Here is a 13,192-nt window from a genome sequence, read left to right on the forward strand (position 1 = left end):
TGTACGTTCCTTGCATGACCGGCGCGCGTCCGGACATCACCGCGTGGCACCCCTCGGTCGCGGGCATCCAGGAGGTGTTCCACGCGCGCTTCACCACCCACGCCTACCCGTCGCACACGCACGACAACTGGACGCTGCTGATCGTCGACGACGGGCTCGTCCGCTACGACCTCGACCGCCACGACCACGGGGCGACGGGCGACGCCGTGACGCTGCTGCCGCCGGGTGTCCCGCACGACGGCCGGTCGAGGCAGCCGTTCCGCAAGCGCGTCCTCTACCTCGACCGCACCGTGCTCGGCGCGGACCTCGTCGGCGCCGCCGTCGATCGCCCGACGCTGGCCGACCCGCTGCTGCGCGCCCGCATCCACCAGCTCCACCAGGTCCTCACCGCCCGCACCGAGGATTTCGAGGCCGCCGGTCGCCTCGCGTTCGTGGCCGAGCGGCTCACCGGCCACCTGCGGCCCACCCGGCCGGAACCCGCGCGGCGCGGCGTCGCGCACCTGCTGCGCGACCTGCTCGACGCCCGGCTCCCCGCCGGCGTCCCGCTCGACGAGGCCGCCGCCGAGCTGCGGGTGCACCCCGCCTCGCTCGTCCGCGCGTTCAGCCGCGAGTTCGGCATCCCGCCGCACCGCTACGTCACCGGCCGCCGCCTCGAGCTCGCCCGCGGCTACCTGCTCGACGGCCACCCGCCGGCCGACGCCGCGGTCCGCGCCGGCTTCTACGACCAGGCGCATCTGACGCGACACTTCACGCGCCTTCTCGGCGTCGGCCCGGCCCGGTACGTAGGATCCGGCGGATGACCGACCTGCGGCACCACGGGGACGTCGACGCCCGGCCGGGCCTCGAGGACTTCGCGGTGAACGTCCGCGGCAGCGCGCCCCCGGCCTGGCTGCGCGAGCACCTGGTCGACGCCCTCGACCGGATCGGCACCTATCCGTCCACAGAGGACGACCGGGCGGCGCGCCGGGCCGTCGCCGCGCGGCATGGCCGGGGCGCCGACGAGGTCCTCGTGCTGGCCGGCGCGGCCGAGGGCTTCGCGCTGCTGCCCGCGCTCGGTCCGGCGAAGGCGGCGCTCGTGCACCCGTCGTTCACCGAGCCCGAGGTGGCACTGCGGCAGGCCGGCGTCCCGGTGCATCACGTCATGCTCGACGCGGCCGACGGGTACGCGCTGCGCCCGGAGCTGGTACCCGGCGACGCCGACCTCGTCGTGCTCGGCAACCCGACCAACCCGACGTCGGTCCTCCACCCCGCCGCCACGATCCGCGAGCTGGTCCGGGACGGCCGGACGCTCGTGGTCGACGAGGCGTTCATGGACGCGGTGCCCGGCGAGCCGGAGACGCTCACCGGCGAGCGGCTGCCCGGCCTGCTCGTGCTGCGCAGCCTCACCAAGACGTGGGCGCTGCCCGGCCTGCGCGCCGGCTACGCCCTCGGCGACCCGGACCTGCTCGGCCGCCTCGCCGCCCACCGTCCACATTGGCCGGTCGGCACGCTCGTGCTCGCGGCGGTCGAGGCGTGCGCGTCGCCGATCGCCGTCGCGGCGGCCGGCGCCGCCGCCACCGAGACGGCCCGGCACCGGGCAAACCTGGCCCAGGCGCTCGCCGGCCTGCCCGGCGTCGAGGTGCACCAGCCGGCGGCGGGGCCGTTCCTGCTGCTGCGGGTGCGCGAGGGCGAGCGGGTCCGGGAGGGGCTGCGCCGCCGCGGCATCGCCGTCCGGCGCGGTGACACGTTCCCGGGCCTGACCGCCGACCACCTCCGGGTGGCCGTCCGCGACGCCGCGCGCACGGCGCTGCTGGTCGCGGCGCTGCGGTCCGAACTGACCACGGAGGTGTCCACATGACGACGATCGGCGATGTCGTCGAGGTGCTCGAGACCGCCTACCCGCCTGAGCTCGCCGAGTCGTGGGACGCGGTCGGGCTCGTGTGCGGCGACCCCGCCGAGCAGGTCAGCCGCATCCTCGTCTGCGTCGACCCCGTCGAGTCCACCGTGGACGAGGCGCTGGCGATGGACGCGGAGCTGGTCGTCGCGCATCACCCGCTGCTGCTGCGTGGCGTGCACGGCGTGCCGGCGAGCACGCCGAAGGGCAGCCTCGTGCACCGGCTCGTCCGCGGCGGCGCCGGCCTGTTCTGCGCGCACACCAACGCCGACGCCGCCGACCCCGGCGTGTCCGACGCGCTCGCCGACGCCCTCGGCCTCACGGTCGTCGGACCGCTGCAGCGCAACCCGGACGGGCGCACCGGTATCGGACGGATCGCCGAGCTGGCCGCCGCCGAGCCGCTCGAGAAGTTCGCCGAGCGGGTCGCCACCGCGCTGCCGGCCACCGCGGGCGGCGTCCGCGCGGCCGGCGAGCCGGACCGTCCGATCAGGACGGTCGCGGTGTCGGGCGGGGCCGGCGACGGCTACCTCGACCTGGCCAGCCAGGCCGGCGTGGACGCGTTCGTCACCGCCGACCTGCGCCATCACCCGGCGAGCGAGCACCTCGCCAAGCCGGGGGCGCCCGCGCTCGTCGACGTCTCGCACTGGGCCAGCGAGTGGCCGTGGTGCGACCAGGTAGCGGCCATCCTCCGCGACGTCCTCGGCGGTAACGTCAACGTCACAGTGTCCACCCGTTGCACCGACCCGTGGAGGTTCTCAGGGTGAAAGCCGATCCCGCTGTGCAGCGCCGGCTTCTCGAGCTGGCCGACGTGGACGCCGAGCTGGCCCGCGTCGAGCACCGCCGCCGCACGCTGCCCGAGCTCGCGGAGGTCGACGAGGCGGAGAAGGCGGTGCGGGCGCGGCGGGACGCGCAGGTGGCCGCCGAGACCGTGCTGGGCGACCTCGACCGCGAGGTGAAGCGGCAGGAGAAGGAGGTCGACGCGGTGCGCGCCCGCGAGGACCGCGACCGTGGGCTGCTCGCCGGCGGGACGGTGTCGGCCAAGCAGATGACCGACCTCGAGCACGAGCTGGAGACGTTGCAGCGCCGGCAGAGCACGCTCGAGGACGACCTGCTCGAGCTGATGGAGCGGCGCGAGGCCGTCGAGCTGGACGGCAAGCACGCGGGCGTGGAGCTCGCGAAGGCGCAGGAGGCGCTGGCCGACGCGCACCGGCGGCGCGACCAGGCGGTCGCCGACCTCGAGACCACCCAGGCGCGGCGTGACGCCGACCGGGCGAAGCTGGTGCCGGAGTTCCCGGAGGCGCTGCTCGGCCTCTACGAGCGGGTGCGGGGCAACAAGGGCATCGGCGCGGCGCTGCTGCGGGCGCGGCGGTGCGGTGCGTGCCGGATCGAGCTCGACCGCAGTGCCATCTCGCGGATCGCCGGCGCACCGGCCGACGAGGTCGTCACCTGCGAGGAGTGCGGCGCGATCATGGTCCGCACCCCGGAGTCCGGCCTGTGAAGGTGATCCGGTGAAGGTGGTCGTCGAGGCCGACGGGGGGTCGCGCGGCAACCCCGGGCCGGCCGGGTACGGCGCGGTCGTCCGGGACGCGGAGTCCGGCGACGTGCTGGCCGAGCGGTCCGAAGGGCTGGGCGTCACCACCAACAACGTCGCCGAGTACTCCGGTCTCCTCGCGGGCTTGCGGGCCGCGGGCCGGCTCGGCGCGTCCGACGTCACCGTGCGCATGGACTCGAAGCTCGTCGTCGAGCAGATGTCCGGCCGCTGGAAGATCAAGCATGCCGCGCTGCAGCCGCTGGCCGCACAGGCGCGCGAACTCGCGGATCGCTTTACAACGATTCGATACGAGTGGATACCGCGCGCCCGCAACTCGCACGCCGACCGGCTCGCCAATGAGGCAATGGACGCGCAGGCGGGAATGCCACCGGGACAAGCTCCGGGACAAGCGCCGGGACAAGCCTCGGGAAAAGCTGAGCGGGCGGACACGCCCGCACCCGCGCGCTGGTCCGGCGCCACCGGCACGCCGACGCGGTTGCTGCTGGTCCGCCACGGGCAGACCGAGCTGTCCGTGGAGCGCCGGTACTCCGGCCGCGGCGAGGTCCCGCTGACCGAGGTGGGGGAGCGGCAGGCGAAGGCGGTGGCCGGCCGGGTCGCGGGCATGGTCGAGGCCGGCACGGCGGTGGTCTCCTCGCCGCTGGGCCGCGCCCGGCAGACCGCGGCCGCCATCGCCGAGGCGGTCGCCAGCCCGGTCGAGGTCGCGGACGGCCTGGTCGAGACGGACTTCGGCGCGTGGGAGCGGCTGACGTTCGCGCAGGCGGCCGCGCGCGACCCGCAGCTGCACGGCCGGTGGCTCGCGGACCCGTCGGTGCCGGCGCCCGACGGCGAGAGCTTCGATGCTGTCCACCGCCGGGTGCGCCGGGTGCGCGACGATCTGGTCGCCCGCATCGGCGGCGGGTCCGCGGTCGTGGTCAGCCACGTCACGCCGATCAAGTCGCTGTTGCGAATGGGTCTCGATGTCGGTCCGTCGCTGCTGTTCCGGCTGCACCTGGACCTGGCGTCGCTGTCGATCGTGGAGTTCTACCCGGACGGACACGCGTCCGTCCGCCTGGTGAACGACACCTCTCACCTCGCATGAGATCCTTGAGGCGCGGACGAGCCGGCGAGGCGGTCGCGGCGGGGAAACCCGTCGAGGAAAGTCCGGACTCCAAAGGGCAAGGTGGTTGCTAACGGCAACCCGGGGCGACCCGCGGGACAGTGCCACAGAAAAGAAACCGCCTGGCTCGCCAGGTAAGGGTGAAACGGTGGTGTAAGAGACCACCAGCACCCCGGGTGACCGGGGTGGCTCGGTAAACCCCACCTGGAGCAAGGCCAAGAGGGAAACTTGCGGGTTTCCTGCGCAGGCATTCGAGGGCTGCCCGCCCGAGCCTGCGGGTAGGCCGCTTGAGCCTGCCGGTGACGGCAGGCCCAGATGGATGACCGCCCATCGGTGCCTCCGGGCGCCGAAGACAGAATCCGGCTTACCAACCGGCTCGTCCGCCCCGCTATTTGCACCTAATCGGGTGGTCGTGCTTCCATTCCCAACGGTCACGCTCCGGCCACGGCGGCTCGAGCGGGGCTTGTTGGTGGCTACGCCTGGGCCGATCGGCGCAGATACTGCTGCATCCGGGCGCATGCCGGTGGCGTCCGGTCGAAAGGTTCTCACGTAAGTGTCACGAAGCAGCCACGTTCCGTGTACGGCGGCCGAACGAGTGGCGAAGCGCACGTCTTGACTTACGACCACCCGCACCTACGGTGATGAACGGCCCGCATCCGAGTGAAAGTACCAGGCCATTGAGCAAAACGGCTTGGGATTGGCTTTGTTCTATTCATGATGGTGTGTGGTCTGATGGCACCCGGTCAGCCGTCGAGGAGGCGCCACTACGCGATGTGAAAATCACGCTGAGGGCTCTTGCAGCTACACATCGTGTGCTCTACTGATTGTTGAACAACCAGCCGAACGAACAGCAGAAGACCGGCCCGCGGGGTGCCCGCTACCGAACCCGCTCCGCGCACTTGGGAGTACGACATGATCGCCATGACCACTCTTCAGCTCGCCCAGGACGGCAGCTTGGGCACCGGAGGGGTCCGCGACTGGATCCTCAACAACATCATCCCGCTCCTGCTGCTCGTGGTCGCGCTGCTTCTGCTCTGGCTGGGCGGCGGCAAGGGTGACAACGCCGGTGTGATGCGCCGCCTGGGTGGCGTCATCGTCGCTCTCGCGATCATCGGGTTGGCGGTGACCACGGACGCCGGGCAGAACATCGGCACCTGGATCGCCGGCCTGTTCACCGGCTGAGCCCGAGCCACGGTCACGACTCAGTAGGGATTTCGCGTGCGCATTCGTACTGATGACGAGGTGTACCGCGTCGATGCGGTCTGGCTGGGTCCGCCCAGGGCCACGATGCCCTGGCGGGCCCGGTACGTGGCGTGGGGCGTCGGCGTGTTCGTCTTCCTCATCGTGCTCACGGTCGAGCGGCGGATAGGCGTGTCCCTGTTCTGGTCCGTGGCCTGGGGGATCGTGATCACGATCGTGCTCACCAGGCTCATCTGCTCACGCATCAGCCACGAACGGCCGCTCACGGCGGTGACCGCGATGTGGGTCCGCGAGCTCACCGCCCCCCGCGAGGTGTCCACGGGACAGGGCGGCGCGGTGAGCGCGACCCGGGTCCGCGTGCGGACCGAGCGGCCCCGCTCCAGAAAGCGGGTGAAGCGCGGCAGCCGGCCCCGCCCGGCGGACAAGGCGCACAAGGCCCACGCCCGGCACATGAACAACCGCAAGAGCAGGACGACGGGGAAACCGGCCCGAGGAAAGGAGGTCCGCCGTGTTCGGACGTCGAAACAAGCGCGGGCCTAAGGGGGCCGCCACCCAGCACGTGCCGCCCCACCCCGGTCCGCCGCCGCAGGCCCGGCCGGGCTACCGCCCCCGGCACGCGGCGCCGGCCGACCCACGGCACGACCCGCGGCTGGACCCCCCTGCGCCGCCGCCACCGCCACCGGCCAAGATCGTCTCGCGGGATGGCGCCTACCCGGCCCAGTACCGGCCCGCGGTCGCACCCGGCCGCAACGGAAAGCGCAACCGACGTCTGCCAGGGGAGCAGTCCATTCCCACGTACACCCCGACGATCGCGGCCCGCAGCATCGATGGTCACCTGCTGCGCAACGGGCACGACGTCTTCGCGTGGTACCGGCTCGCCCCGCAGCGCTGGTCGTTCCGGTCCGACTCGCAGCGCCAGGACCTGATCGCGGCGATCGCCGGCCAGTACGCCGAGCTCGCCGGCCGCTGGCTGCACCTGCGGGTGACGACCCGGCCGTACCCGATCCGCATGTGGGCCGAGGCCCACGTGCACAACGCGGTCAACCGGCTGCCCGACGTGGCGGGCGCCATGTCCTTCGACGACTACCTGATCGGCGAGCAGCAGCAGCTGCTGGGCCGGTCGATGGCGGAGAAGGAGGTCTACCTGGGCGTGCAGGTGCAGACCCGGAACATGGTCGACCGCGCCGTGGAGCGGGCCGCCCCGCTGCTGCGCAAGGTCTTCCCGACCGCGGTCGACGCCGAGCTGCTGGCGATCGACTCCGAGGTCGAGCACCTCGACCAGGTCATCGGCTCCGCCGGCCTGGAGGGCAGGCCGGTCACGGCCGAGGAGATGTCCTGGCTCATGCACCGCTCGTGCTCGCTGGGCCTGCCCGCGCCGCGCAACCTGCCGGCCGTGCCGGGGGCGGCGTGGGAGCCCGAGGACCTCGCCTCGTTCACCGACGCGGCCGACTTCCACCAGGAGCCCTACGCGCCGACGCTGACCGTGCGCGGGCGCACCGGCTCGAACGCCGGCATGACCCGCCACGTCGCCGTGCTGACCGTCGGCCAGATGCACGGCCTGCAGATCCCCGAGATCGACGACCCGTGGGTGCAGCACTCCGACCGGCTCGCCGCGTCCGTGGAGTGGTCCGCGCGGATCTACGTGCGCCGCCCGGAGGAGGTTCAGGGCGAGCTGGGCCGGCAGATGAACAAGGTCCGCTCGCAGGTCCGCCACTACACCGACGAGCACGAGCTGGAGCCGCCGCAGTCGCTGGCCCGCCAGGCCTCGCGGGTGCTGGAGATCGACGACGAGATGACCTCCGGGTTCACCGCGCTCGCCACCCGCGTGCGGTCGTGGTGGCGGCTCGCGGTGTCCGGCCCGACCGAGCGCGACGCGCTGCGGCTGGCCCAGCAGCTGCTGGAGCTGTACAAGCCGAAGGTCGCCATCGAGCACCCGGAGGCCCAGTACGCGCTGGCCCGGGAGTTCATCCCGGGTGAGGCGCTCGCCAACTCGGCGTACCTGCGCCGCGGGTCGGTCGTGTGGGCGGCGGCCTCGGTGCCGACCGCGACCGCGGAGGTCGGCGACCGGCGCGGCATCCTGCTCGGCGAGACGTGCACGGCGACGCGGCGGCCGGTGGCGTGGGACCCGTGGATGGCCCAGGAGATCCGCGACGGGTCCGGCCTGACCGCGATGGTCGCCGGGCTCGGAGGCGGCAAGTCGTTCCTCGGCGGCGGCATCGTCTACAAGACGCTGCGGGCGGGGGCGCACTGGACCGTGCTGGACCCGTCCGGCCCGCTGTCGCGGCTGTGCGACCTGCCGGAGCTGCGCCCGTACGCGCGGCCGATCAACCTGCTCAACGCCCAGCCGGGCATCCTCAACCCGTACCGCGTGGTGGCCGAGCCGCAGTTCGAGCACTTCGTGGAGGAGGAGGACCCGGAGCGCGCATGGCGGCGGGAGAAGGCGCTGGCCGCGGCCACCCGCCGCCGGCTCGTGCTGGACGTGCTGACCGGCCTGCTGCCCTACGACGTGGCCCGCATGCCCCAGACGCGGATCGTGCTGCTGCGTGCCGTGCGGATGGTCGGCGGGCGGCAGGACGCGGACCCGAGCCTGGTGTTCGAGGCGCTGCGCCGCGACGCGTCCGAGCACCACGAGCACGCCGTGGTCGTGGCCGACTTCCTCGACGAGATGCGTGAGCGGATGCAGCTGCTCATCCCGGAGGAGGACGCGGACCCCTACCACGACCAGCGCGACGACCGGCTGACCGTGCTCACGATGGCCGGCCTCACGCTGCCCAAGGACGGCGTGGGCCGCGAGCACTGGACCGACGCCGAGGCGCTGGGCGTGGAGATGCTCAACCTCGCCGCGTGGCTGACCCAGCGATCGATCTACGAGCGGCCGAAGGACCTGCGCAAGGGCGTCTGGATCGACGAGGCGTTCTTCCTGTCCGAGGTGCCGACCGGTCGCGTGCTGATGAACCGGTTCGCCCGCGACTCCCGCAAGTGGAACGTCCGCGTGCTGCTGAGCTCGCAGATCCCGGCGGACTTCCTGCGCATCCAGGGCTTCGTCACGCTGCTCGACTCCGTGTTCGTCGGGCGCCTGGACGACGAGTCCGCGCAGACCGACGCCCTGCGGCTGCTGAAGGTCCCGATCGGCGCCGGGTACGAGCAGGTGATCGCGAGCCTGGGCAGGCGCCCGGGCGCGCACCGCGACACCGAGCGCGACACCTCGCCGCGGCAGTTCATCTTCGGCGACGGCGCGGGTGGCGTCGAGCGCATCCGGATCGATCTGTCGGGCCCGCACATGGATCACGTCCGGGCCGTCATGGACACCACGCCGGACGCGCTGCGCGACAGCACGCCGGGCGCGATCCCGTCGGCGGACCAGCACGCCCCGGCACTGCCCGACGACGACGATCCCGAGCCGCCGCGCGACGGCAGCGTCGAGGACGACCGCGGGCCGCACGAGCAGGTCGAGGAGCACGACGAGTTCGAGATCGCCGCCGACTTCGAGCTCGGCCTCACCGAGGACGACGTCCCCGCCGACCACGTGGAACCCGCGAACGGCCAGGCCACCGGCCAGAACAACGGCCAGGGCGCGAACGGCGGGCACCCCGTCGACCAGCGGGGCAACGGCTCGGGCGGCGGCACCAGCCCGGACGGTGGCAAGGCGCAGGCCGGTAAACAGGGACGAGTGGACGCGGCATGATCACGATCCTGGTGGTGGTGGCCGCCGTGCTGATCCTGGCGCGGCGGCGGCGGAGACATTCCGCCACCAGGGTTGGTTCCGGCGAGCTGGCCGGCAGAAGGGCCGGCAGGGTGCCCGCCCTGCTCCTCGTGTCCGCGCTGCTCGGCCTGTGCACGGTCATCGGCACGCCCGCGATGGCGCAGCCGAGCGACGACGCCAGCTGCGCGCCGTTCCCCGAGCGCCCCGGCACCGGCATGGCGGGCGCGATCGACCCGCCGCAGGGCAACGGCCTGCGCGGCGGCAAGGGCAGCGACGTCCCCTACACCGATGAGAAGTTCCCGAACAGCCCGTACCGCGACCACGGCTACGCCGGCATGGTCTGGCACGTCTACGACCCGAACTGCAACGAGCCGCTGTCGCTGTCCGACCCGAGCGTCACGATCGACACCTGGGCCGGCAACCAGCTGTTCAACATCGGCAAGAACATCGTCGCCGCCACCAACTCGCTGCACTACACGCTCTACCAGGGTGGCGTGCTCGGCGGGCTGAACCAGCAGATCGGCAAGGCCGCGAGCGCGGTCTTCGACAACGTCTTCGTGCAGCTGTTCAGCATCTTCATGCTCATCCTCGCGGTCGCGATGTTCCGCCAGATCTGGCGCGGTGACCTCGCCTCGGTCAGCAGGCGGACGCTGTGGGCGTTCGCCGGCATGTGGCTCGCCGCCTCGACCCTGGTGCTGGTCAACAACTACGACACGGTCGACAACCTGATCGTCGAGACGACCACGGGCATCCAGAACGGGTTCGAGGACCCGAACCGCGACGACGTCCAGCAGCACGTGCTGCCCAACGAGCTGCACACCCGCGTGGTCTACGAGAACTGGCTGCGCGGCGAGTTCGGCAAGCCGGACGACCCCAAGGCGCTCGAGTTCGGCCGCCCGCTGCTCGCGGCGCAGGCGTGGACCCGCGACGACCTGGTGTCCGGGCGGGACGGCGACGACAAGGCCGAGCAGCAGAAACGCGCCGACTACCAGCGGATCTACAACGAGCTCGGCGCCGCGCAGGGCTACTTCGCCGGCACCGAGGGCAGCCGCACGGGTGCCGGGTTCCTGGGCTTCTTCCAGGCGGTCGTGTACTCGCTTTTCCAGTTCCTCGCGAAGCTCGCGGTGCTGCTGGCCCAGCTGCTGCTGCGGATCTTCACGCTCGCGGCCCCGGTGATCGGGCTCGTGGCGCTGGTCCACCACGACATCCTGCGCAAGGTCGGCCGCGCGGTCGGCGCGGTCGTGCTGAACGTGCTGATCCTGGCCGTGCTCGCGGGCATCCACTTCCGGTTCCTGCAGATGATCTTCGGCCCGGACGTGCACCTGTCGATGCTCACCCAGATGCTGCTGGCCGGCATCGTCACGCTGGTGTTCCTGATGGTCGGCCGGCCGTTCAAGCGCATGTGGCAGATGGTCGAGCTGTCCGTCGGCGCGGTCGGCGCGAGCGTGCCGCACGCGGGTGGGATCTTCTCCCGCTTCCGCCGCCGCAAGGGCACGCCGGCCCAGCGCGGCCCGCAGGACGAGTTCTGGGACCAGCTGCGCGACGAGGAGCTGGCGGGCGACACCGTGGCCACCACCGGCGGGCGCATGCGCCGGCCCCGCCCGGAGGCCACCGGCCCGGTCACCGCGACCGCCGAGCGGCTCGACACCCGGCGCACGCTGCCGGGCGGGCACCCGGCGCTGCAGCGCGCGGACGCCAACCCGGCCCTGCTGCCCGCGGGCACGCCGGGCCGCGGCGGCCCGGCCGAGGTCGTGCCGCGCCAGACGAGCCGGGTCGTGGACACCGCGCCCGCCACCGACCGCGGCTGGGACCGCAACGCCGACTGGGGCTCCGACACGGGCGAGGACGCCGTCGTGATCCCGTCCCGGGTCGCCGGCCGCCGCGGCGAGGCGGCCGGCCGGTTCGAGAGCTCGCCGGCGCCACCGGCTCGCCCGGCCGCACCGCGTCCGGCCGACGTCGAGATGGTCGCCGGCCGCCCGGTGCACGTCGTGTACCGGCCGTCGCGCGGGCTCGAGGTGCGCGAGCAGACGCCGCGCCGGGCGCCGCGCCAGACGCCGCGCCAGATGCCGCTGCGGGACGGTCCGCGGGACACCGACGCGGTGGTGAGATGACATGCCGATCCGCACGAACCGCGGCCGCGCCGCGGTGTACCGCAAGCTGTGGGGCTGGCCCATGCGCTCGCCCTCGCACCTCGTGGCCGTCGTGCTCGTCGTGGCCGCGGTCGTGCTCACGATCGGCATCGTCGTCCCGCGGCTGACCGGATCGGGCGGCGACCGCTCCGGCGCCGCCGCGCAGACCACCGAGAGCACCACCGCGGCCACCGGCGGCGCCGGCACCAGCGAGGACGGCGGCACGTCGGCCGGCACCGGGGGCAGCGCGGACGGCTCGGCCACGAGCAGCCTGCCCACCCGGCTGCCCTCGCCGCCCCAGAAGCCGACGTCCGCGCCGCCGGCGGACGACGCGCTCAAGGTCGCGACCGCGTGGGGCAAGGCCTGGGTCAACCACCCCACGGGCACGACGACCGACAAGTGGCTCGACGGGTTGCGGCCGTACACGACCGACGAGTACCTCGTCGAGATGTCCACTGTGGACCCGGCGAACATCCCGGCCACCAAGGTCACCGGGCCGCCCGTGCCCAAGCAGTCCTACACCAGCTCCCTCACCGCGAACCTGCCGACGGACGGCGGCACGCTCGCGATCACCGTCATCGACACGCCACAGGGCTGGCGGGTGGCCTTCTACGAGCAGGTGGCGTGATGAAGTCCGCGGTGTTGGTCGGGAGCCTGGTGGCGGTGGTGACCGCCGCCGTGGTCGGCGTCAGCGCCGTGACCACCGTGGTCAGCCAGGACGCCGAGCACGACGCGGCACGCCGCGCGAACACGTCCTGCAACGCGATGCTCGGTCCTGTCACGAGCGGCCCGGCCGGGTCCGGGGCGGGCGACGCGGCCCAGCTGACGACCGAGCAGCGCGGCACGGTCGCGCAGATCATCGCGATCGGCAAGAAGCGCAAGATGCCGCCACGGGCGTGGCAGGTGGCGATCCAGGCCGGCATGACCGAGTCCGGCCTGCGCAGCCTCGACTACGGCGACCGCGACTCCCTCGGCATCTTCCAGATGCGCCCGTCGATGGGCTGGGGCACGCCCGAGCAGGTCACCGATCCGCAGTACGCGATCAACAAGTTCTACGACGTGCTCCAGAAGGTGCCGAACTGGGCCGAGCAGCGCCCCGGCGAGTCCGCGCAGGACGTCGAGCGGTCCGCGTTCCCCGACCGGTACCACAAGTGGGAGCCGATGGCGGCCCACCTGATCGGCCACGTCGGCCTGGTGGACGACCCGACCGGCTGCGGCGAGGGCACCGGCCGGCTCCTGCCGGCGCCGACCGAGGCGGCGGGCAACGCGATCAAGTTCGCCCTGCACCAGCAGGGCAAGCCCTACCAGTGGGGCGCGCTCACGAACCAGCAGAACTCCTACGACTGCTCGAGCCTGATGCTGCAGTCCTACCGCGAGGCGGGCGTCACTCTCCCGAGGGTTTCCCGCCAGCAGTTCCAGGCGGGCGCGCTGCTCCCCGTCAAGGACGCCAAGCCCGGTGACCTGCTGTTCTGGGCCTACGACACGAGCAATCCGGACACCATCCACCACGTCGCCATGTACCTCGGGGACGGCAAGATCGTGGAGGCCCAGCAGACCGGGGTGCCCGTGCACATCCGGCCGGTGAGCTTTACGGAGAACGAGTTGGTACCCCAGGCCGTCAGGCCGGGGGTGTAGATCT

The 13,192-nt window shown here is 72.8% G+C and carries 11 protein-coding genes and 1 other RNA gene; all 12 read left to right on the forward strand.

The features are described 5' to 3' along the window. Positions 1–14: 14 nt before the first annotated feature. The 12 genes from VH969_RS28755 (at position 15) to VH969_RS28810 (ending at position 13,188) form a co-directional block, all read left to right on the forward strand. Complete coding sequence (locus VH969_RS28755; RefSeq protein WP_331979877.1) at positions 15–800, forward strand: helix-turn-helix transcriptional regulator; 786 nt, start codon at positions 15–17, stop codon at positions 798–800. Next, positions 797–1,837: an Rv2231c family histidinol phosphate aminotransferase CobC gene (cobC, locus tag VH969_RS28760; RefSeq protein WP_331979879.1), complete on the forward strand. Its 1,041-nt coding sequence runs from the start codon at positions 797–799 to the stop codon at positions 1,835–1,837. The genes VH969_RS28755 and cobC overlap by 4 nt, the downstream gene beginning before the upstream one ends. Further along, the gene (locus VH969_RS28765; protein ID WP_331979881.1) at positions 1,834–2,637 is read left to right on the forward strand and encodes a Nif3-like dinuclear metal center hexameric protein; all 804 of its coding nucleotides are present in this window, start codon (positions 1,834–1,836) and stop codon (positions 2,635–2,637) included. The genes cobC and VH969_RS28765 overlap by 4 nt, the downstream gene beginning before the upstream one ends. After that, positions 2,634–3,371: a zinc ribbon domain-containing protein gene (locus VH969_RS28770; protein WP_331979883.1), complete on the forward strand. Its 738-nt coding sequence runs from the start codon at positions 2,634–2,636 to the stop codon at positions 3,369–3,371. The genes VH969_RS28765 and VH969_RS28770 overlap by 4 nt, the downstream gene beginning before the upstream one ends. A gap of 16 nt (positions 3,372–3,387) precedes the next feature. Then, on the forward strand, positions 3,388–4,503 hold the full coding sequence (locus VH969_RS28775; RefSeq protein WP_331979933.1) for a bifunctional RNase H/acid phosphatase: 1,116 nt from the start codon (positions 3,388–3,390) through the stop codon (positions 4,501–4,503). Positions 4,504–4,520: 17 nt separating this feature from the next. Beyond that, positions 4,521–4,904: RNase P RNA component class A (rnpB, locus tag VH969_RS28780), an RNA gene on the forward strand. A 529-nt stretch (positions 4,905–5,433) separates the two neighbouring features. Then, positions 5,434–5,703: a hypothetical protein gene (locus VH969_RS28785; RefSeq protein ID WP_331979885.1), complete on the forward strand. Its 270-nt coding sequence runs from the start codon at positions 5,434–5,436 to the stop codon at positions 5,701–5,703. A 36-nt stretch (positions 5,704–5,739) separates the two neighbouring features. Beyond that, the gene (locus VH969_RS28790; RefSeq protein ID WP_331979887.1) at positions 5,740–6,261 is read left to right on the forward strand and encodes a hypothetical protein; all 522 of its coding nucleotides are present in this window, start codon (positions 5,740–5,742) and stop codon (positions 6,259–6,261) included. A gap of 148 nt (positions 6,262–6,409) precedes the next feature. Then, positions 6,410–9,406: an ATP-binding protein gene (locus VH969_RS28795; protein ID WP_527249173.1), complete on the forward strand. Its 2,997-nt coding sequence runs from the start codon at positions 6,410–6,412 to the stop codon at positions 9,404–9,406. Further along, the gene (locus VH969_RS28800; protein WP_331979889.1) at positions 9,403–11,535 is read left to right on the forward strand and encodes a magnesium transporter; all 2,133 of its coding nucleotides are present in this window, start codon (positions 9,403–9,405) and stop codon (positions 11,533–11,535) included. The genes VH969_RS28795 and VH969_RS28800 overlap by 4 nt, the downstream gene beginning before the upstream one ends. 1 nt (position 11,536) lies before the next feature. After that, positions 11,537–12,181, forward strand: coding sequence for a hypothetical protein (locus VH969_RS28805; protein WP_331979891.1), 645 nt, complete (start codon positions 11,537–11,539; stop codon positions 12,179–12,181). Next, a complete protein-coding gene (locus tag VH969_RS28810) occupies positions 12,181–13,188 on the forward strand; it encodes a C40 family peptidase (protein WP_331979893.1) in 1,008 nt (335 codons plus the stop codon). The genes VH969_RS28805 and VH969_RS28810 overlap by 1 nt, the downstream gene beginning before the upstream one ends. The last annotated feature ends 4 nt before the right edge of the window (positions 13,189–13,192 follow it).

This window comes from Actinophytocola sp., assembly GCF_036555685.1.
Taxonomy (GTDB): domain Bacteria; phylum Actinomycetota; class Actinomycetes; order Mycobacteriales; family Pseudonocardiaceae; genus Actinophytocola.